This is a genomic window from Chryseobacterium shigense, assembly GCF_900156575.1.
Taxonomy (GTDB): Bacteria; Bacteroidota; Bacteroidia; order Flavobacteriales; family Weeksellaceae; genus Chryseobacterium; species Chryseobacterium shigense.
Map to the genome: position 1 here is coordinate 212972 of NZ_FTNY01000002.1, position 21855 is coordinate 234826.

The following is a 21855-nucleotide window of genomic DNA, read 5'->3' on the forward strand; positions in this document are numbered from 1 at the left end:
AATAAATACTTATTTTTGTAGAACAATTCTAAATAAAAATAACGTTATGAAATTAAAACTACTTTTAGGAACTTTGATGTTTACGGCTTTTACAGCGAATGCACAAGTAGCGACGCTTAATGAAAATTTCAACAACTTTACTACCGGAACCACTACTTTTCCTCAGGGAGGATGGTCTGCAGTGGTAGCTCCTATTACGGGCGCATTTCCACCGGCACCACCAAGAATGATTGTAGCTGCTCTTGAAAATGATAATACGCAGAGATTTATCCAGTCTTATGCGTGTAATAACGCGACCACTCCGTCTTATCTTGTTACTCCTCTGATTGAGAATCTGACAGGAAACAAAGTTTTGACATTTACCGCTACCTTGGTATCTCCATCTCCAGGACCTGGAACGATTCAAATAGGATTAGCAACAAGCCCTACCGATATGTCGACTTTTGTGGGGGTAGGAACTCCTATCAATGTAACGACAATTGGAGTTATTCAGAACTTAAGTGTTACTATTCCTTCGACTACAGGTTCTTATATTGTATTTAAATTCACGCCAACTGCTACACACGTCGCTATCCAAATTGATGACGTAGTCTATAAGCCAAGTACCTCATTGGCAGTCAATGATACTTCTGCCGTAAAAGAGAACTTTAAATTTGCTGTAAATTCTGACAATACTGCTTTAGAATTTATCACAAGAACAGAACCTAAAAACATTGAGGTTTATTCTGCAGCAGGACAAAAAGTAGCTGAAGGAAAATTAAAAGGACAGAAATTTGACATCAGCACTCTTCAGACAGGAGTTTACTATATACTTGTGGAAACCGCTGAAGGATCAGCAGTAAAATCCAAATTCATCAAAAAATAAGGGATATTAGATTGTACACCCCTTAAAAAAGCCGGCTGGAGATATTCCAGCCGGCTTTTTTTGTATCTGGACACGTTTATTTTTGCCATCAATAATAGAAAAACAAGACAAATGTCATGTTTTTATTTAGACTGATTAAAAATAATTATATACTTTTGTAGAATCATTCTAAATAAGAATTTAAAAAAATCAGTTATGAAAACAAAACTATTATTGGCTTCAGTTCTTGCTCTTTCTGTTCAACAGACTGTTTTAGCACAAACTGATGCATTAGGATACACGCAGGCAAATATGACGATGGGACCTTCCTACCAGAATCGTGTGTTTTTTAACCTGGCCAACGGTAATATGGTTTCTCAGCCAGCCAATACATGGGATGTTGCTTTTTACAGAAATTCCAACTTTGCATTTGGTTCAAGAGTGAATGATGCGATGAGTATTGAAGTATATACTGCTTCCACCAACATGGCAGATTGGGATAATATCAACATCAGTAACATAGGAAGCTGGGGCGAGCCGCTCTATAACCCGGACCAGGCGACAGATATTAGCCAGGGAGCTTTTGAGCAAGGGCCTGTCACCCATCCTACGCTTCCTTCAACGGGTTGGGGAGTCTACAACAGCTTGAATCACCACATTGAAGGGAAAGCGATTTTTGTTTTGAAATATACCACCTCCAATACCTATGTAAAATTTGCTATTGAAGATGCTTTTGCCGGATATACTTTTAAATATTCAAAATGGAACGGAACAGCATGGGGCCCTACTGAAACCAGAACGCTTGCCAACGGTTCGGATGATGCGTACTTTAACTACTTCTCTTTTACTACAGGCGCAAAAGTTCCTGCTATGGAACCTTCTAAAAGTGGCTGGGATCTTATGTTTACCAAGTATTATACTTTCTATAATAACATGATGATGTATCCTCTTACCGGGGCTATTCAGGGACCCAGTGTAAAAGTAGCAAAAGTACAGCCTGAAACACAGGAAACAGCCACTTTTACCACTCCTGCCGACACCAATTTCTCATCAAATCTTACCACTATCGGTCATTCGTGGAAAGGGATTGGAAATGTTTACAACAATGTCGTGTATTACGTTAAAAAAGGGAATGACTATTACAGAATGTACTTCACAACCAACGGAGGCGCTACTACAGGAGATATGTATTTCAAATACAAAAAGATCACTGCCACTTTGGGAATTACAGAAGTAAGCAAAAAAGCTTCTTTCGGGATCTATCCTAACCCAACAACAGCGGACAAAAAGGTAACTGTTCTTTTTGATGTTAAAGAAAAAGCCAATAACAAAGGAAGTATAGAAGTCTATGATCTTACAGGAAAAAAAGTTTACACTGCAGAACTGACCAATCAGGCTGGTTTCTACAAGCAGGATCTTAACTTATCCCACCTTACGGCCGGAAATTATCTGGTAAAAATCACTTTTGGCGGCAGTACGGAAACCAAGAAACTTATCGTAAAATAAACTCAAAATTTTAATACTTTCTATTTTTTCTAATCAAAAGGCGGTTTCAGAATTCTGAAACCGCCTTTTATTTTATATGATATTTTTTAATTCAACGATTGAACGATTAAAGAATGAAAAGAGGACAATTTTTGTAACTACTGCATCTTTAAATTTTTAAATGCTTAAATCTTTAAATCCTTAACATTAGTAAATTTTAAACCCTTTATACACCTCTACGGAACTTTCCAGCATTTTAGCTGCATCTTTGCGGAAATCCAGTAGATGATCTTGTCCGTTATGTCTGTTGTGGTGGTCAACACTTTCCCAAAGTTCAACCATGAAAAAAGTTCCTTTATTGTCTTTATCTTCGATCAGGTCGTACTGAAGGCATCCTTCTTCTTTTCTCGTTTCTTTGACAAGACTCTGAAATAATTCTACAGCGTCCATCAGATAGTTTTCATTAAACTTAAAAAGCGCGATTACATGTAAATTCATTTTCTATTATTTAGTGGTGTAAATGTAAAATATTTTCGAAGCTAAAAATGTTTTTGAAGCTTTTATTTTTTCACAAATACCATCTATTTTAATTAAAAACTGATTTATAAATAGTTATAGAACTCATGACAATAACCAGAATCCCAATAACGAGAAACATTTTTTTTACAGGAAGTTTTGCCGTAAGCATAGCCGAAAACGGAGCGGTGATGATCCCCCCAATCAAAAGACCAAGAATAATATTCCAATGCTGGATTCCCAACGTAAGAAAGAAAGTAACTGCGGCTGTTATGGTCAGTATGAATTTGGCTACGGTAGAACTGCCGACTGCAAATCTTGGGGTAAATGCATTTTTAATAAGGGTTCCGGTAACCAGTGGCCCCCAGCCTCCTCCGGCAAATGAATCTATGAATCCACCAATTAAACCCAGCCTAGTAAGATTGGTCTTTCCTTTCATGGCCCTGTTTTGTTTCTTTTTGAATGCGTTGGAAAGGATTTGAATTCCCAGATAAAGGGTATAGAAAGCAATCAGTGTTTTCGTGATCTTCGAATAATACTCGCCCAGATAGGTAAGGCTTAGCGCTCCAATGACTGCTCCGATCACGGCAGGAATGGCCAGTTTCTTAACCAGACTTTTACTTACATTTTTTAATTTAATATGACTCAGACTTCCGGCAGCCGTTGTAAAACTCTCTGCAGAATGGATACTGGCACTGACGATATGAGGCGGAATATTCAGAAATAAAAGAGTGGTCGTACAAATCACACCATATCCCATTCCCATGGATCCGGCTACGATTTCTGCAAATACACCGACCAGGAGCATCCAGTAAAAAATGTAATGGTCTTTGGCTAAAATATTCAGAAGCTCGTCTATATAGCCCAGTTCGTACATGGATACCACTGCAATCAGCACTATTGCGGCTGTAATAAAGAATACATTGAGTCTTATCTGGATTTTTCTTGAAATTATCATATTACAATATCATTACAGTCCTTTCGCTACAATTCCGGTTCATCGATAAAATATTTTCCTTTATCTCTTGGTCAGAACCTTTAAAAAAACCTTCAGGAGAAGAGCTTTTCATGTGATTGTTTCATTGGGTGCAATGCAAATATCTGATAAAAATATTATCCTACCAAATGAGTAGACTAATTATTCAAAAAAAAGGATCGGGTCAGTCGACCAGATCCATTAAAGTTTTACTCTCCAGAATATTCAGCGATGCATCCCGGACTTCTATCAGTACATCATGCAGCCCGCAATGGTCTTCATTGCAGTCATCGCATTTTTCATAGAAGTTTAAACTGACGCATGGAAGCATGGCAATGGGTCCGTTCACCAAACGGATAATTTTTGCAAGTTTCACATTTTCAGGATTTCCCCTCAGGAAGTATCCTCCTCCCTTTCCTTTTTTACTGTCAAGGATATCCGCTTTTTTTAATTCCAGCAGAATATTTTCTAAAAACTTTAAAGGGATTTTCTTATGTTCCGCAATTTCGGAAATAAGGACCGGGCCATCATTCCTTTTCTCTACAAGGTACGAAAGCGCTTTAAAAGCATATTGAGATTTTTTTGAAAGCATTATAGCAAAAATAAGAAAATACTTTGAATTAGATCAATGTAGTTTTAACGGCAAAGAAAGTAAAGAAATATAAACAATAAAATTCACAGGTATGGTACCTGCCTTTTTGTCCTTTTCCTATTAAATCCTTAAGTTTGTTCACATGTTCAGTAAACAAGAAGCACAGCAGTTAAAAAAGGAGTTTTGGACGGCATTTGGAAAGTCTTTTCCAAGAAAATGGCTCCTGTATGATACCAAGATCAAGGATTTTTCATTTAAATTTAATGCCGATAATAAAAAGGCGGAAGTGTCATTGGATATAGAAATGAAGGATGAGATTTTCCGGAATGCTTATTATGAAAAGATCTGGTCTCTGGAAGATATTCTACAGGAATTCATCGGAGATTTTCATAAAGATGAATATTTTACGCTGGACAATGGAAAAGTGATCAGTAAAATCTGGATTGAAAAACATGATGTTTCTCTATTCAATAAAAATTCCTGGCAGGATATTTTTGAATTTTTCTGGGAGAAAATGGATGGTTTTGAGCGTTTCTATTATGAATATGAAGATTTTATCAAGGACGTTTAATTCATTTTTACCTTTGCATGATCACTGAAAATTAGAAGGTATTTCAAATGTTTTTAAGGTATGGCCACTCAATATGTAAATGTTTTAGAGCAATATAAGCTTTTCTTTGTCAACCGCCCGTTCACTTTTCCCGGTGATAAAACGGTTAATAAAAAACAGCGATACACCGTATTGATCATGATTTTCCGGGATATTTCCTGAACTGTTTCGCTGATAAAGAGGCTATCGATGAAATCATTACACAGATGGATTTTATTATTTCAGAAGGTTTCTATGATCCAGAATATTGTGAAGGAATCTAATTTTGCGCTATTGAAAATCGCAACCCGGAGATTCCCTATATTTATGCTTCTGAGATGGATTTGCTTTATCCCGGTTTCTTAGCAAAAAATCCTTATTATAAAAATTCAGATATAATTCCTTAATTCTCTGATTTTAAATATATTTGAACTCACAAAAAAACAAACCCATGAAAACTGATTACAGAGGTAAGAATTTTAAACTGATGGACAGCATCCATACTTATGGGAAAAAGTACAAATGGTATGTTATACAGACTACCAGAATAAAACGTTAATCGCACCTGCAGCGGATGAAGATTCCGCTAAAGATAGAGGTATTGTATCCACTATCAACAGATTTCTCTCACAACTGTACATATCAACGGCTTTAAACTTCAGGAAAAATAGTCCTGAAAAAACCTGTATGAAATTGCACAGAATTTCTAAAGTCAACTTAACCAAAGCAGGATAATTCTATCTAAAAGACTGCGGAATTCAAGAGGTGTACAATAATTCCAAGTTTCCATTGGCACCAATACAGGGATAACACAACTTTACATTAAACGACTAACATGAAAAAAGTATATAAAAACATTTTTGGAGAAGTGATTTCAAAAGCAAAAGCTGAGAAATTGGACGACTATCATTTATATTATTACGAAAAAGATTCTGAGGTACTTAAAGAGATCGAATTTCTTACCGAAGACCAGATATACAGCATTAATTATTTTATGAATCAGGATGAAGATGAGGAACAGATTGTGAATTATCTGAAAGAAAAATCTGATCTTTTCGATATTGAACAAAGAGAATCTGCCGGAGGTTTCACGATCGCCACCAACAAAATGTATTCTTTATCAGTAGATGACCAGCCTTTGATTTCAAAGACCGTTTTCTATCATGATGATCCGGAAAATTTTATCTGTTCGCAAATCCTTGATAATAAAACCTTAAAGCCTATACCGGAAAGAACCACCAAATGCTGGTATACGCTTGATGAAAATGGCGAAAAGTATGCAGCCATTGAGTTCAGCTACCAAGAAGACGGAAAGCTTGAACTCGCCATAGATAAAACACCCAACCCCAATGATGATATGGAATGGGAACATTATGAATACTCTACTTTTAAGGATCTTCAGAGCCATATAGACACCGATATAAGCTACTATAAAACGGCGGCACTACTCCCAAAAACGGTGGACAAAGAATAAAAAACATTGAAAATTTTTCGAAAAAACCAAACATCCGTTTATATTTTTTCGTATTTTAGTCAAAGTAAAAATGCCGGGTTTAAAGCGTTACACAACACTTTTAAGCCCGGCATTATTATCAACATCAAATTTTAACTTTATTAAACCCTGATCACAATGGAAGAGAATTCGTTTATATTTACTGATGGGAAAGACCCTAAAATGATCGAAGCGTATGAAAAAGCAAGAGAAACGTTTAAATACTTCTGGCGGGAGCAATCCTGGGAAAACAGAAGAATCATACCAGGCTTAGACCTTGCCTGTGTAAAAGCTTCATTCAGTCAGGAAGACCCTGAAACAGGAGAGAATACGGTAGAACACATGTGGATCAATGAAATTGATTTCGATGGTGATACAGTGAGCGGATTCCTGATGAATGAACCGAACAACCTCACCAATATACAGCCCGGGGATTATTTTGAAATTCCGCTGAACGAAATCAGCGACTGGCTTTTTGCCATCACCCCTGCTGCAAAAAAACCAAAAGGACTTTCCAAACTGTTTTCATCCCCTGAACAGGTGATCCCAAAAGCCTACGGCGGATTTACCATTCACAAGATGCGTGCTGACATGCCAGAGGACGAGAGAAAAGAGCATGATGATGCATGGCAACTTGATTTCGGGGACTTCAATGAAATACTTTTAGTGAATGATCAACTGGAGAAACCTGAAAATCTGGTGGAACATCCGATGAGTAAAAACATGGAAGGAGAATTTGTTAAATTCCTGAAGGAATATCCGGATGAACTTTCCAATGCAGATGAAAAAGGCCTTACCTTACTTCATAAAGAAACCATCGCCGGAAACCTGACCTCTGTGAAGATTATTCTGAAGGCCGGAGCTGATAGAAGTATACAATCTGGAAAAGGAAAAACGGCTTTAGACTATGCAAAACAGCTGAATTGGGAACATATTATTCCCGTTTTAGAAGGTTAGCCATTCTTTAATTGGGAGCGTGACAGTATATAAAGAGAAACTTCGGTTTCTCTTTTTTCATGCCCAATCCCGCGATCTGAAGAGCCAAATAACGCCTCAGCACCACTCACCTCTCGGTAAGTGAAATTGCTTATGAACTGGGTTTTGAGCATCCGCAATCCTTTAGTAAGTTGTTCAAGCAAAAGACTAATCATTCGCTGCTGGAATTCAGGAAGCTATTTAATTGAAAAAAACATTCGCTGCTAAGCTAAATTTGCTATTTCCTAACCTTAAAAATTTTGTTTCATTTTATTTATATTTTTACAAAACACAGATAAAATATTATTATAAAGAAACTACAAACATCCAAATCATAACAATAAGACATCATAAACTACCGCTTCTCACAGCGGTTTTTTCTTTTTACAGGTTCTGCAAAACCCCTGTTCCTCAATAAAAACGGCACCTTTTCCTGCCAAAAAATCATTACGAAAACCAGCAGCAAATTCAGCTGCCTCATTTATTTTTTTCAAATCAGCTCTACCTGCCTTCAAGCACCATCAACACGATAAAACACTACACAACAACACCTTACACCGCAATTTATTTAATAAATCTTGTAAAAAAAATAAAAGGGAAATCATAAATTCACTACCTTAGGATTTAGATAAGCGGAATCCGAAAAGCTTTAAAAGAGTAGGAAAACCAAAAAACTAAATACCATGAAAAACTTAAAAAAACTTTCAAGAGACCAAATGAGATCATTATCCGGGGCAGTAGCAGCAGCAATCGAAGCCCCTTGTGACGGATGGAAATTATGCCATGCCAACGATGACGGAAGTTATGGCTGGGGAATGTGTCCTGCGTCAACAGGAGGAACAAGTTGCCATAATTACGCCTGCGGGGGTGGATTTTGGTGCTAATTAAAAGCATGAGAATGAATAGTTTTTCAAAAGATTATTCATTCTTCTCTTATTTTTAATAGCGTATTGATTTCTGTTATTTCCAAAACAATCACAATTATTATGAAAAAAATTATCTTACTCATCCTGATGCTGATCTTCGGAATAGCATCGGCGCAAAAAGTAAAAAAAGAAGAAAAGGTAAAAGATAAATTTGAATCGCGGCAGCCTCAGGATCTATCTGTTCCTCCGCCTCCAATGGTCGCTTTTCCCGCTCAATATCCTAAAGGTAACAAGGCATTTATTGAAAATGTCAAAAAGAATTTAGATGCCAATGCTCTAAAACCCCTCGGTAAGGATCTTAAAACAAAAATCATCCTGAAAGTGAATTCAGAAGGCAATGTAGTGAATGTTTCCACCTACGGAGGGAATGAAACATTCAATACGGAAGTTAAAAAAGCAGCTGAAAAAGCCACTTACAATATAAAATGGGAAGCCGGGAAAAATAACCGCGGTGAAAAAGTAATTGATATCGTCCATCTCCCATTTCAATATCCAAATACGTAAAACATCCGTATCAAATACAACCCTTATTTGATATCCCCGATAAAAAAAGAGAAACCTCAAGGCTTCTCTTTTTTATTTTTATCCAAACTTTCTCTTCCTCATCCAGAAGAACAATCCTCCCAGCAGACCAATTACCACTAAAGGCAGCAATAAATTCAGCCATTGCCAGTTTGCTTTTTCTTCCGTGATGCGGTTTCTGTCCAGAAGTCTTTCTTCAATGTTTCTGTTTCGGAGCGCCATCAGATTACTGTCATCCAGAAGATAATCTAAAGCATTTCTCAGGAACTGCTCGTTTCCGAACTCCTGATTCGTCAGACGGTCAATTCCCATCGGAAGTGGCTCACCTTTGTGCATTTTATTTCTTCCGACATCTCCGTCAGCGATCACGATCATTCTATTTTCAGGGCTCTGGCTTTTGAAGCCCGGATATCCTTTTCTTTCAATTCTTGATGCATAGGCAGAAGTAAATTTTCCTTCCAGTGCAACAGCGAAAATTTTAGGAGTACTTGGTTTTTCCATCTGGCCAAGGCTGTCTACGCTTGCAATTTCTTTCAGGTCTACATAATTGGGAACCTGTTTAAGAAGCGTTCGTTCACTGGATTCAAAAAGAACCTTTGTTTTAATATTTTTTCTGCCTCCCAAAGTATCAATAGAAGTTGGGAATTCAAATTTTACAGGATTGATGTTTTTGGTAATCGGATTATCATTCTCAGCAATTCCCAGTGGGAAATACGGCCATGGAAGGCTCGTATACTGAGGGTTCCCTCCTACTTCGCCCGTGACCAGTTTCAATAGTGCAAATTTCTTTACATCTTTCACCAAAGCCGGATTGATCCTGATTCCGTAATTGAAAAAGAAATCCGTCATATTGATATCTACCGGGAAAGGCATTACCTTTTGAGACCTTGTCAGCGTATCCATTTCAGCGTTCACAGCATCGATCATCCAAAGCGTTTTTCCGCCATTCATAATAAACTGGTCAAGAATGACCTTTTCATTATCTGTGAATGCTTTTCTGGGTTTCGCAATGACCAAAGCGCTCATCTGTTTTAGCAAAGGAAGATCCTCCAGTGTAAGTTCTGTCTGATTTTTTGGGACCACAGGACCTGCATCATAATTTTCCATTGCCAATTGCATAAAACCATGGAACTCTTCAGGACCAAGCTCATCCTGATTCACCAGGATTCCTACTTTCTTTCTTTTATCCGCTGCAATATTTTTGATATTGGAAACCAGACTGTACTCCAGACCTTCTATAGATCTTGTCAGCTGCTGATCTGCATCTATTCCCGCCTGCTGTACGACCAACGGAATAGAAACACCTCTTTTGTCATATTTTATAACAGCATAAGGGAAAAGGGTGATCTGAGAAATCTTTCCGTCCTTAATATCCGGAAGAACAGAAGGCTGCATGCCCATCGCCATCAGTGTATCCTGAGACATTTTTGTTTTTATCGGATCGATGAATTTAAAATCGATCTTCGGATTAATCTTCCTGAACTCTTCCAGCATAAATCTGGTTTCGCTCTGAAGCTGTTTAAAGCTTGCCGGAAAGTCACCTTCAAGATAAACATCTACGGTAAGTGGCTTTTTCACCGATTCCAGTACTTTTACTGTACTTTCCGAAAGCGTGTATCTTTTTTCTTTTGTTAAGTCTAATCGGATTCCCGAATAGGCAAGCAGAATAACCAAAGGAACCACTGCAATAAGGAAAATTCCTAATGGAGATTTGATATTGAACTTCTTCATAATGCTACTTCTTTTTAGTGATAAAATGGTTGGACAATAAGAGCGTAGCACCGATAATCAGAATAAAATAAGCTACATCCTTAAGATCAATAAGACCTCTGGTAAAGCCCAGAAAATGCTGATAAAACCCTATATTCTGAAGAATAAAATCTGCCCCTCCCAACAGTTTGTAGCTCGCCAGCTGCTCTATTCCGAAGTACATGATAAAACACATAAAAACGCCTAGAAGGTAAGCCATGATCTGATTCTGCGAAATTGAAGAAGCCAAAATACCGACTCCTGAGAAAGCAGCGATTAAAACAATCAGACCAATATAACTTCCAAAGGTCATTCCAAGGTCGATATTTCCGGCCGGAACCCCCAGAACATAGACTGTATAAAGATAAATCAATGATGGAATAAGGCATAAAACCCCAACGATCCACACGGAAAGAAATTTCCCCGCTACCAGATCTGAAACCTTTAAAGGCTGTGAAAAAAGCCAGTTCAGCGTTCCCGTCTGCTGCTCTTCCGCAAAAGTTTTCATCGATAGTGCTGGAATGATAAACATCAGCAGCCATGGAACGAGTACGAAATAGCTTTGCAGCGATGCCATCCCGATATCGAAAATATTAGAATCATTCTCGAAAAAAAACAGGAAAAGAGCCGTTATCAAACTGAATGCGCCGATAATGACCCACGCGCTCCAGTTTCCAAAGTAACTCCAAAGTTCCTTCTTTAAAATTGCAATCATAGTTTTATTTAGGGGTTAGAGTTTAGATTGCAAGTAGCTGGTAGCAAACAAACTCATCATTCATAACTCTTAACTTATAACTTTATTAGTCCTTCTTTTTTTTATTAACAAGTTTCACCGTCATCATGATCAGAAATACAAGAACGAAAAATCCGGTAATTAATTGCCACCAGTATTCAATCACGGAAGATTTCAGGATCACGGTGAAAACCACCAGAAACAGAATGAAAGTAGCGATTTCGTTGGCCTGTCTCAGCTTGATGTTGGGCGTTTCGATCGTTGCTCCGTTCAGTTCCTTCAGTTGAAGTACTTTTTTCCAGCACCAGTAGTGATAAGCAGCCAGACCAAGCAGAAAAGTCAGCTTCAAATGAAACCATGGCATTTTCATCAGACCGATATTCAGAAAAATCATGACAATTCCGCAGACCGCCATAATAATCCCGGCAGGAACTGTAATGATATTCCACAACCTTCTGGCCATAAAAGTATACTGTTCTCTCAGGATTTTCTTTTTTTCTTCTGCAAACTCATCCGTATCCTTATAGTATACGAAAATTCTTACCAGATAAAAAATTCCAGCAAAATAGCTTACCATGAAGATGATATGCAGTGCTTTGATTATTGTATAAAGCATCAGTAAATATAAAAATTATTGATCTGTAGCGTCGATAGGCTGCATTTCCTGTAGTTGTACTTTTTTCGCCCCCAGATTGACGTAGTATTTCTCCAGTTTATTCAGATGATCTTCACTGCTTTCCTTTCCTTTTACATAAAGGCTGTAGTCGCTCCAGATGTTAATGCAAAACAGACCTTTCACTAAAATCCGGGCGTTGGACTGTTCAAAATTTTTGGCCAGAAAGACTTCCAGATCGGGTTTTGTTTTAAATTCATACACCATCACACCACCGTCATCTCCTTTGGGATTATTATAGGTGAAAGTATAGAAGTTTTTGATGGTAGCGGCCGTTTCCGGGCCTTCTATTTTTGAAATAATATCGGGATCATTCGTCACAAAAGGAATCTTTGTAATCCCGATATCTTTCATTTCTTTATCTATTGTCGCAGGTTTCATCCCCTGCAATTCCACATTTTTAAGATCGAAATCCATAATGCTCTGTGCAGAGAAACTCTGAAAACATACAAAACCGATGATCAAGAGTAATTTTTTCATAAAACCTGTTTTAAATGATTAACTATTTTAATTAAGAAATAACACCAAGTTCTTTTCCTACTTTTTCAAAAGCAACAATCGCTTTGTCAAGGTGTGCTCTTGTATGGGCTGCAGAAAGCTGTACTCTGATTCTCGCTTTCCCTTTCGGTACTACAGGATAGAAGAATCCGATTACATAAATCCCTTCATCCATAAGCTTTTCAGCCATTTTCTGAGCAAGAGGAGCGTCATATAACATCACAGGAACGATCGCGGCATCACCTTCAGGAATATCAAATCCCTTAGCTACCATCTCTGTTCTGAAATATTCTGCATTTTCCATTACCTGGTCACGAAGTGAAGTATCATCGGAGATCATGTCCAAAACTTTCAGGGCAGCTCCTACGATACCAGGCGCCAGTGAATTGGAGAATAAATAGGGACGTGAACGCTGTCTCAGCATGTCGATAATTTCTTTTTTACCGGAAGTAAATCCTCCAAGAGCACCTCCTAAAGCTTTCCCTAAGGTAGAAGTAATGATGTCTACTCTACCCATTACATCATTGGCTTCATGGGTTCCACGGCCAGTTTTTCCGATGAAACCTGTAGCATGAGAATCATCTACCATCACCAAAGCATTGTACTTATCTGCAAGGTCACATACTCCTTTCAGGTCAGCTACAATCCCGTCCATAGAGAAAACGCCGTCTGTAACGATGATTTTGAAACGGTGATCTTTTTCAGAAGCAGCGATCAACTGTGCTTCCAGATCAGCCATATTGTTGTTTTTATATCGGTATCTCGCTGATTTGCAAAGACGAACTCCATCAATGATTGAAGCGTGATTCAGTTCATCTGAAATAATCGCATCTTCTTCGGTAAACAAAGGTTCAAAAACTCCTCCGTTCGCATCAAAACATGCAGCATATAAAATGGTGTCTTCAAGACCTAAGAAATCAGCGATCTTTTTCTCCAGTTGCTTGTGGATATCCTGTGTTCCGCAGATGAAACGTACAGATGACATTCCGTAACCGTGAGATTCTATCATGTCCTGAGAGGCTTTCATCACCTCCGGATTGTTGGACAGACCCAGATAATTATTGGCACAAAAGTTCAAAAGCTTTTTTCCGTTAGCCTCTATTTCCGCACTCTGCTGGGAAGTGATGATTCTTTCTCTTTTATAAAGACCGTCATTTTCAATGTTTTGCAGTTCGTTCTGTAAATGTTGAAGATATTTTTCAGAGATCATTTTTTAGTAATTTTTTAGATGCGCTAATTTAATAAAAAGGCGGTAAAATATCAGCTTTTATGAGTTTTATTCTAAAAATAGAATTCAAATTCAGTTTTAACACTATTAGTCTACTGATTTTGTAGGATAATATTTATATTTGTTGCTTAAATTTCAGGAATATGAGACTGACTCCGATAGAAAAACTAAGCAAAATAAGTACGAGAAAATTTATCACCCAGCACATGAAGCCGCGTTTACCTGTAGTCATGGAAGATTTTATCGATCCGGAAAGTCCTGCTTTCAAAAAGTGGAGTTATCAATATTTCAAGAAAATAGCTGGCGATCACAAGGTCAATATCTATGGAAGTGAACTGGAGTCCATAGACAGAGTGGCCAGCAGCCCTATCGGACAGACGACTTTTTCAGAATATCTTGACCTCATCAGTACTACCCCTACAGAGCACAGACTCTTTTTATTTAATCTCCTCAATATCCGACCTGAACTTAAGGATGATCTTCATTATCATGATGTCACCAACGGGAAACTCATAAAATGGCTGCCTTTCATGTTCTTCGGTGGCGAAGGTTCGATTACCAGAAATCATATTGATATCGATATGTCCCATGTTTTCATTACCCAGTTTCACGGCATTAAAAGAATCTGGCTTTTTCCCTGGGAACAGTCGGATCTCATGTACAAACTTCCTTACAATTTCCACAGTTTACCCAACATCAAAGATCCCGACTACAGAGAATTTCCTGCCCTGCTCTATTTAGACGGCTATGAAACGGTCCTGAATCCAGGCGAAACGCTTTATATTCCTTCCGGATGGTGGCATTACATTCAATATGAAACCGAAGGGTATTCAGTCTCTGTAAGAGCACTTCCGTCCAGTCTTCTGGAGAAATGGCGTGGTTTCAAAAATATGGTGGTAACAAGGAATTTTGACAATATCATGCGTAAACTATTTAAGGAAAAATGGTTCAGATACAAAGTAAAAACCGCCAGAAAAAGAGCTGTCCGGGCGACTAAAAAACAAAAAAGCTTTATCATCTGATAAGGCTTCCTTGCTCTGTATTTTATCTGTCCATTATTTAGAGATGAAAAGAACAACTGTAACATCATCTTCTGAGTGTTCTCTCTATATTCTTTATCCGGTATTTTCTATTTTCTCTAAAAAAAACCGGAAAACCTTGAATAATAGAGGTTTTCCGGATCGTTATAAAATTATTTTTTTATGAATTTGCTTGTATATTGTGAATCCTTAGTCAAAATATGGATGATATAATTACCGCTGCTCAGGCTGGATACATCGACTATTGAATTGCTCTTATCAATGACATCAGCTTTTACTGAGGAGACCGCTTTTCCGGAAATATCATAAATGGAGATTCCGGTGATCTGCTGATTATTTTTTAAACTTACATTCAATACTCTATCCGCCATGGAAGGATATACGGAAAGTTCTTCTTTCTTAATCTTCACTTCACTGGTTGATAAAGCTGTTCTTGTTACGGCAAAAGTATCCACTCCTACAATGTTTGAATTGATTCCGTCAGGACCTCCATCTGTAACATAATAGCGGAATGCCATTCTCATGCTCGTATCTGCAGGTAATCCTGCAACAGTATAAGAATACTGGGTCCAGGTCAACGGATAGCCATTCACCGCTGTAGTATTGGTGGTAAGACCGGGATTTACGGATACAGCCAGATTTGTATAAGAACCCACTCCTGTAGCTCCCGAAGGATTAGTTGATGCCGCTCCCTGATCACTAAGACGGAATTCCAATCGATCTGCGAAGCTTCCACTGGTACCTCCTTTCCTTGTATAAAAAGAGATTACATCTCCGTTTTTCACGGTAATAGGAGGCGTGATAAGCCAGTTACTGATCGTTCCCGACCCTGTTGTACTATTATAGTTACACAACGTAAAAGAGGTAGTTCCTCCGGCTTGTCCACCGGTTGAAAAAGCGGTTCCGCCTCCTTGTGCCCATGTACTGGCCCCCAACGGGCTGCTTTGATTAGTAGATGTCCATCCGGCGCCTGCCAGAGAAGTGAAAGTAGTAAATCCTTCGCTAAAAATAACCTGTGAAAAAGCTGCAACACTAGAAGCCATTGACAGCAATAGTAAAATTTTTCTCATAACATTTTCATTTATTTGTTACAATAAATTTACAAAAACAAATTAAAAATTAAACTATTTTTAACAAAAAATTCATTCCACGAGAGTATATTTATTTAAAAGGAAGTCGATTACCAAAACCTACAGGTCCATTAAAAAAAGTATTCTAGTTTTATCAACTAAAATACTTTCTTATTTTATTTAAGGTCTTAATAAATTCTAACTACTCCTATCTTTTTTTATCCTATTTTTTTCATTAGTATTTTAAAAACTTAATATTTTTTTCCTGCACGGTAAAGATGTAAGTGCCGGGAACAAGCTCTGAAATCCCAATTGACTTTCCAGGATGATATACCTCCGTTCGGATCAGCTTTCCATCAATGGAGTGAATAGAATAGTCAGCCGGCTTATCAAGTCCTTTAAGATACAGCTCATTTTTGGCAGGATTTGGGTACAGTGCAAAGTCTTCTTTTTCTACGGAAGAAACACTCAATGTATTATCCTGAACCACAGTAGAGTTTTTATCCAGAATCTGATTTTCGTAATTAAACTGAACACTGGCAACCGGGAACGGTACTGTTTCCACGAATCCCTGATTATTAGAAGTATGATTTAAAACAAAATAAGCAGTCTGCCCTCCTGTTCCGTTTACTTTGATCGGCAACGGCATTTCAAAAAAGCTTACAGAAGCATTACTTTGGATCTGACCTGCTTTGAATAAAATCTGATTTCCAGTTTGTCTCCATTTAATTGAATACGTCGGATATCCCTGACCATACAACCAGTCATTAAAAAATTCGGTAAAATCTTTTCCGGTGGACTGAAGAAATGAAGCTTTAAAATCTGCTGTACTGGCATAGCCGTACGCTAAATTCGGTCTTGTCTGGTAGTCTTTCACGGCCTGGTAGAAAACATCATCTCCCAATATCCATTTGATCATTCTTACAACATACCCTCCTTTTGCGTAGGAAAGTCTGCTGCTGAAAATACGGTTGGAATTGGAAAGTTCAGCATCTGAAACATAGGTACTACCTCCGGTACTGCTGGTAATTAAGTTTTTCTGACCTACTAGATAGTTCATAAAGTCAGCATTCGTCATCAGAAGTTTTTCATTGGCTACATGTTCCCCGAAAGTCGCAAAACCTTCATTCAGCCAGATATCATTCCACGTGGCACAGGTAACTTTGTCGCCAAACCACTGATGAGCAAGCTCGTGAGCAATGATATCCTTACTCCAGCTTCCCATAGAAGACATCGTCTGGTGTTCCATGCCGCCGCCCCACTGAAATTCCATGTGCCCATATTTTTCGTTACGGAAAGGATAGGGTCCAAAATAGGTTTCAAAAGTATTCATGATTTGCTTCGTCCATTCTATATTAGCTATTCTCGTTGTATTGGAATTGGTGGACGGGAATACATAATTCACAAAAGGGAAAGGAGGATTTCCGATGGTACTGGTGATTTTAGTAAAATTGGTAATAGAAAGTGCAATCAGATACGCTGCTGTAGGATATGCTGTTCTCCAGAATGTAAGTTTTTTTGAACCCGGAAGTATTGTTTCAGACATCAGTTTACCATTGGCTGCAACATTATATTGTGAAGGTGTTGTGATTTTAAAATCGAATCTTTCAATTTTATCGTTAAGGCTTTGTTTCGTAGGAAACCAGTCTTGTGCTCCATAAGGTTCACTTAATGTAGAAAGAACTGCGGTTCCGCTCTGAGTACCATTGAAAAAAGCACCATATGCACTGGAGGGAGCTCCTGAATAGTTGATCGTCAGGGAATCTAGCGTATTGGCAGGAAGGGAAGCTGGAAAATCTATTTTCACTTCATCTGTCGGAAGCTGCTGAAACGTTAAATTACTCCCGTGGTATTTCACCTGAGAAACGGTAAGAGCATCTGAAAGATCAAAATAGATGCTGCTCATATTCTGATTGGGCTTAAAGTGGGAAGTGACAGAACCCGAAATATTATACACTGCCGGATCCAGAACAATATCCATTCTCTGATACTGAAGATCATAATTTACAGTATTGGGACTTATATTATAGGTCGTCATTTTTTGAGAAAAAGATTTCATTTCCCTGGTAACCAATCCTTTTTTTTCAATATTGTGATCATGTTCATTCTGGCTGTAGAATACCTGCGGAAGCAAGAGGCTCAGAATCAAAAGATAAAGTGTTTTCATATCCTATAAAATTATGCGCTAAATATAGATAAAAACCTTCCAATCAATGATTAAAAGGTTAATTTTCCGCAAATATAGATATTTATATAAAAAACAATGATAATTTGTAATGATAATGATATTTATTTCATCATATTTTCAATAATATATAATTTCTCAAATAATAAATCACCAAAATTTTTCATTTCAGTTAACAAATAGTAACGTTAAATAAGGTAATATTAAATATAATATAGATATTAAAGTATTTTTTTAATATTTAATGAATTTAATCTGCTGCTCCCGAATGCTAAAAATATAAGTTCCCGGAACAAGTTCTGAAATGCTTATGGTTTTGCCAGGCTGATAAATATTCTTCCTTATTAATTTACCATCCAGAGCATGAATTGAATACCCGGCAGATTTCAAAACTCCCTTCAGATACAGTTCATTTTTGGCAGGATTTGGATACAAAGCAAAGTCTTCTTTTTCCAGAGACGACACACTTAATGTATTATCCTGAACCACCGTAGAATTTTTCTCCAGGATCTGGTATTCATCATTAAATTCAACATTGGCAACCGGGAAAGAAACCGTTTCCAGGAAACTCTGGTTATTCGTTGTATGATTCAGCACAAAATAGGAGGTCTGCCCTCCTGTTCCGTTAACCTTGACCGGTAATGGCATTTCAAAAAAGCTTACGGAAGGACTGCTCTGCGTCTGTGAAACTTTAAAAAGAATCTGATTTCCCGTCTGTCTCCATCTTGTTGTATAAGTCGGATACCCTTCACCATACAGCCAATCATTAAAAAATCCGGTGAAATCTTTTCCTGTAGACTGCAGCAATGACGCATTGAAATCTGCAGTTCTTACATAATTATAGGCTAAAGCAGGTCTGCCATGGTAGTCTTTTAAAGCCTGATAAAAAACCGCATCACCAAGAATCCACTTGATCATCCTTAAAATATAAGCCCCTTTAGCATACGTCAGTCTGTTGCTGAATATCCTGCTTACATTGGAAAGCTCAGCATCCGGAACGTACGTAGGTCCATCCGGAGCGGAAGTGATATTGTTGATCTCTCCCAGCAGAAAATTTTTAAATTCAGCACTGGTCATGAGTAATTTTTCATTGGCGAGAGCAGCTCCGAACGTGGCAAACCCCTCATTCAGCCAGATATCATTCCATGCTCCGCAGGTCACTTTATCGCCGAACCACTGATGGGCCAGCTCATGAGCAATAAGACCTTTGCTCCAGCTTCCCATGGACGACATGGTCTGATGCTCCATACCGCCTCCGAATTTGAATTCCATATGTCCGTATTTTTCATTACGGAAAGGATACGGACCAAAATAAGTCTCGAAAGTATTCATCACCTGTTTCGTCCATTCAATATTCGCCATACTTGTTGCATTGGCATTCGTGGAGGGATACACGTAATTGACAAAGGGAAATGGCGGATTTCCTACGGTGTCATTCAGTTTAACAAAGTTGGTAATGGAAAGGGCGATCAGGTAAGCTGCTGTAGGATATGCTGTTCTCCAGAATGTAAGTTTCTGACTGCCGGGAAGAGCCGTTTCAGACATTAACTTTCCGTTGGCAGCGACATTATACTGGGAAGGAGTAGTGATTTTAAAATCAAATCTTTCAATTTTGTCATTCATACTCTGTTTGGTAGGAAACCAGTCCTGTGCCCAGTAAGGTTCATTCAAAGTACAGAGGATAGGAATTCCGCTTTGGGTAGTTGTATTGAAACCATTCCCTGTTACAGGAGCTCCTGAGTAATGAATCGTTAATGAATCCAGTGTATTGGCAGGAATCGAGGCAGGAAAATCTATTTTGATTTCTTTAGTTGCAAGCTGTTGAAATGTCAGATCAGTTCCATGATACTGCACCTGTGAAACCACCAGAATATTGGACAGATCAAAGTAAATGCTGCTCATAGTCTGATTGGGTTTAAAATGAGAGGTCACTGAACCCGACACATAATATACTGCAGGATCAAGATTCAGATTCATTCTCTGATACTGGAGATCATAGTTTAAGGTGTTGGGATTGATATTGTAAGCAATCATTTTCTTCGAAAAAGTATTCATTTCTTTCGCCATGAGTCCTTTCATTTCAATATTTTCCTGTATCTGGCCGTAGAACTGCTGGGAAAGGAAAAGTCCCACAACTAAAAGATAAAATTTTCTCATACTCAGGATATTAGATTTAATCAAAGATAAAAAAAACCTTCTAATCATGGATTAAAAGGTTTTTATACTATTGAAATTATTATTTTTTAAAGATCCAGAGCCGGCTCAAGAATTTTTTCCATTCTTTTCTTTACCATGTCTACAGATCCTGCGTAGTTGTTGACCATTAAAGAAAACACCAGTGTCTTTCCTGAATTGGTTTTCAGATATCCTGCTAATGTTTTTACTTTATTTAAAGTTCCTGTTTTAGCAAAAACCTGTCCGTTTCCGGTTCCGATGAACATTCTTTTCAGGGTTCCTGACTGACCTCCTACAGGAAGTGAAGTTAAATACGTTTTATAATATTTCTCATCCATTAATGAGGTCAAAAACTTCACCTGAGAAATCGGGGTTACATTATTGCTTCTTGAAAGTCCGCTACCATCCATATAATTCAGCCCGATCATGTCGAAACTTTCATTCTTAAGATGCTCTGTTACCACTACTCTTCCTGATTCTGAGGTTTGGTCTCCCATTTTCTGGAAACCGACTGTTTTCAGGAGAGCTTCTGCCAAAGAGTTATCACTGTGCTGGTTGGTATAAAATATAATATCACCCAATGTTGGAGATTTATACGCTGAAACAAGCTTTCTGGTTTCAGGAGTGGCATCTGTCATTTTAGGGGTTACTTTTCCTGTCACTCCAATTCCGCTCTTCACCAGTGTTGTTCTTAAAGTATTGGCAAGATATGCCGGAGCTTCAGGAAGCTTGGTGGTTAAAGTTCCGTTCCCTTCATACTTTTCAGCATATACCATCTGCTTTACATAAGGAGACACATAGAAATATTTTTTATCAGAAGTAAAGCCTGATTTTTTAACGATCAGCTTTTCGTTGGCTGGATTGATCTCGCGGGTAGTTCCTACCGGCAGATAGTAATTATTGTTTTCAAGCCATACAACATTTTCCGGAAGCATTGCAATATTGCCTTTGAAAAGCGCTGTCTGAATGATAATATCACCATTTACCTTTTTGATACCTTCGCGGGAAAGTCCGCCTATGAAGTCTGAAATAATGTCTCTGTAAGACCATGCTCCGGCTTTATTGGTTCCTAAAGAGGGATCTCCACTGCCGATCAGATACAAATTTCCATTTAAAACTCCATTTTCATCAATAGTCCCTGAATATTCCAGCTGCGTCATCCAACGGTAGTTTTCCCCTAAAAGGTTCATCGCTGTTTCCGTAGTTAATAATTTGGTGGTAGAAGCCGGAACTAAAGGAGTATTTTCGTTGTACGAAGAGATGACCTTCTTCGTTTTGGGATCATACACTACGAATCCCCAGGTTGCATTTTTCAGCACAGGATCCGTCATCATTGTGTTTACATTAATGTCTACAAGCTCTTTGGCCGACAAAAATGTTTTCTCTGCTACCGAAGTAACGGGAGAAGGCAAATTCAAAGTACTTCTCTGATTGTCGTAGGCCTGTGAGTAAAGAACTGTAGAAACGGTAGATTGAGCAAGGAAAAAACCAGAAGCCAATACCGCTACACTTGAAATATATTTTCTGTAATTTACCATCTATCTTTTTTTTGTTTCAATAGTTTGACACCATAAAAAATGATAAGTT

20 protein-coding genes and 1 pseudogene are annotated in these 21855 nt (G+C 38.0%); 9 read left to right on the forward strand and 12 right to left on the reverse strand.

What is annotated here, in order from left to right:
• Positions 1-46 precede the first annotated feature (46 nt).
• A complete protein-coding gene (locus BW964_RS06480) occupies positions 47-865 on the forward strand; it encodes a T9SS-dependent choice-of-anchor J family protein (RefSeq protein ID WP_076505809.1) in 819 nt (272 codons plus the stop codon).
• Positions 866-1060: 195 nt separating this feature from the next.
• Positions 1061-2350 carry a T9SS type A sorting domain-containing protein gene (locus tag BW964_RS06485; protein WP_076505811.1) on the forward strand — a complete coding sequence of 430 codons (1290 nt, stop codon included), beginning with the start codon at positions 1061-1063 and terminating at the stop codon, positions 2348-2350.
• A gap of 186 nt (positions 2351-2536) precedes the next feature.
• Here the strand turns inward: BW964_RS06485 and BW964_RS06490 are convergent, their stop codons facing one another.
• The 3 genes from BW964_RS06490 to BW964_RS06500 all read right to left on the reverse strand — a co-directional run bounded on the left by BW964_RS06490 (position 2537) and on the right by BW964_RS06500 (position 4413).
• Positions 2537-2827, reverse strand: a complete 291-nt coding sequence (locus tag BW964_RS06490) for a putative quinol monooxygenase (protein WP_076505812.1) — start codon at positions 2825-2827, stop codon at positions 2537-2539.
• An 88-nt stretch (positions 2828-2915) separates the two neighbouring features.
• Positions 2916-3803, reverse strand: a complete 888-nt coding sequence (locus BW964_RS06495; RefSeq protein ID WP_076505817.1) for a sulfite exporter TauE/SafE family protein — start codon at positions 3801-3803, stop codon at positions 2916-2918.
• A gap of 202 nt (positions 3804-4005) precedes the next feature.
• Entirely contained in the window at positions 4006-4413 is a 408-nt protein-coding gene (locus BW964_RS06500) for an RrF2 family transcriptional regulator (RefSeq protein WP_076505819.1), read from the reverse strand.
• Between the two features lie 142 nt (positions 4414-4555).
• Between BW964_RS06500 and BW964_RS06505 the strand changes: the two genes are divergently transcribed.
• The 6 genes and pseudogenes from BW964_RS06505 (at position 4556) to BW964_RS06535 (ending at position 8899) form a co-directional block, all read left to right on the forward strand.
• Positions 4556-4984 (forward strand): DUF4268 domain-containing protein, encoded by a 429-nt coding sequence (locus tag BW964_RS06505; RefSeq protein WP_076505820.1) that lies wholly within the window; start codon positions 4556-4558, stop codon positions 4982-4984.
• 853 nt (positions 4985-5837) lie between these two features.
• On the forward strand, positions 5838-6476 hold the full coding sequence (locus BW964_RS06515) for a hypothetical protein (RefSeq protein WP_076505824.1): 639 nt from the start codon (positions 5838-5840) through the stop codon (positions 6474-6476).
• Positions 6477-6632: 156 nt separating this feature from the next.
• Positions 6633-7451: a DUF2314 domain-containing protein gene (locus tag BW964_RS06520; RefSeq protein WP_076505825.1), complete on the forward strand. Its 819-nt coding sequence runs from the start codon at positions 6633-6635 to the stop codon at positions 7449-7451.
• Positions 7452-7543: 92 nt separating this feature from the next.
• Positions 7544-7678: pseudogene (locus BW964_RS06525) on the forward strand (helix-turn-helix domain-containing protein); the annotation flags it as partial.
• A gap of 474 nt (positions 7679-8152) precedes the next feature.
• Positions 8153-8353, forward strand: coding sequence for a bacteriocin-like protein (locus BW964_RS06530; protein WP_073335020.1), 201 nt, complete (start codon positions 8153-8155; stop codon positions 8351-8353).
• A gap of 102 nt (positions 8354-8455) precedes the next feature.
• Positions 8456-8899 (forward strand): hypothetical protein, encoded by a 444-nt coding sequence (locus BW964_RS06535; protein WP_076505827.1) that lies wholly within the window; start codon positions 8456-8458, stop codon positions 8897-8899.
• Between the two features lie 78 nt (positions 8900-8977).
• Here BW964_RS06535 and gldG read toward each other — a convergent pair whose 3' ends face one another.
• From gldG to kbl, 5 genes are all read right to left on the reverse strand, one after another.
• Positions 8978-10648: a gliding motility-associated ABC transporter substrate-binding protein GldG gene (gldG, locus tag BW964_RS06540; protein WP_076505828.1), complete on the reverse strand. Its 1671-nt coding sequence runs from the start codon at positions 10646-10648 to the stop codon at positions 8978-8980.
• Positions 10649-10652: 4 nt separating this feature from the next.
• Positions 10653-11381, reverse strand: a complete 729-nt coding sequence (locus tag BW964_RS06545; protein ID WP_076505830.1) for an ABC transporter permease subunit — start codon at positions 11379-11381, stop codon at positions 10653-10655.
• Positions 11382-11466: 85 nt separating this feature from the next.
• Positions 11467-12015, reverse strand: coding sequence for a CopD family protein (locus BW964_RS06550; protein WP_076505831.1), 549 nt, complete (start codon positions 12013-12015; stop codon positions 11467-11469).
• 15 nt (positions 12016-12030) lie between these two features.
• Positions 12031-12552, reverse strand: a complete 522-nt coding sequence (locus tag BW964_RS06555) for a hypothetical protein (RefSeq protein ID WP_076505832.1) — start codon at positions 12550-12552, stop codon at positions 12031-12033.
• A gap of 31 nt (positions 12553-12583) precedes the next feature.
• Positions 12584-13780 carry a glycine C-acetyltransferase gene (kbl, locus tag BW964_RS06560; RefSeq protein ID WP_076505833.1) on the reverse strand — a complete coding sequence of 399 codons (1197 nt, stop codon included), beginning with the start codon at positions 13778-13780 and terminating at the stop codon, positions 12584-12586.
• A 161-nt stretch (positions 13781-13941) separates the two neighbouring features.
• On the opposite strand from kbl, the gene BW964_RS06565 reads away from it, so the two are divergent.
• Positions 13942-14820 (forward strand): cupin-like domain-containing protein, encoded by an 879-nt coding sequence (locus tag BW964_RS06565; protein ID WP_076505834.1) that lies wholly within the window; start codon positions 13942-13944, stop codon positions 14818-14820.
• A gap of 170 nt (positions 14821-14990) precedes the next feature.
• Here BW964_RS06565 and BW964_RS06570 read toward each other — a convergent pair whose 3' ends face one another.
• From BW964_RS06570 to dacB, 4 genes are all read right to left on the reverse strand, one after another.
• A complete protein-coding gene (locus BW964_RS06570) occupies positions 14991-15908 on the reverse strand; it encodes a T9SS-dependent choice-of-anchor J family protein (protein WP_076505836.1) in 918 nt (305 codons plus the stop codon).
• Between the two features lie 235 nt (positions 15909-16143).
• Positions 16144-18075 carry a M1 family metallopeptidase gene (locus tag BW964_RS06575; RefSeq protein ID WP_076505838.1) on the reverse strand — a complete coding sequence of 644 codons (1932 nt, stop codon included), beginning with the start codon at positions 18073-18075 and terminating at the stop codon, positions 16144-16146.
• Between the two features lie 252 nt (positions 18076-18327).
• Entirely contained in the window at positions 18328-20250 is a 1923-nt protein-coding gene (locus BW964_RS06580) for a M1 family metallopeptidase (RefSeq protein WP_104669437.1), read from the reverse strand.
• An 86-nt stretch (positions 20251-20336) separates the two neighbouring features.
• The gene (gene dacB, locus BW964_RS06585; protein ID WP_084175671.1) at positions 20337-21806 is read right to left on the reverse strand and encodes a D-alanyl-D-alanine carboxypeptidase/D-alanyl-D-alanine endopeptidase; all 1470 of its coding nucleotides are present in this window, start codon (positions 21804-21806) and stop codon (positions 20337-20339) included.
• Positions 21807-21855 lie beyond the last annotated feature (49 nt).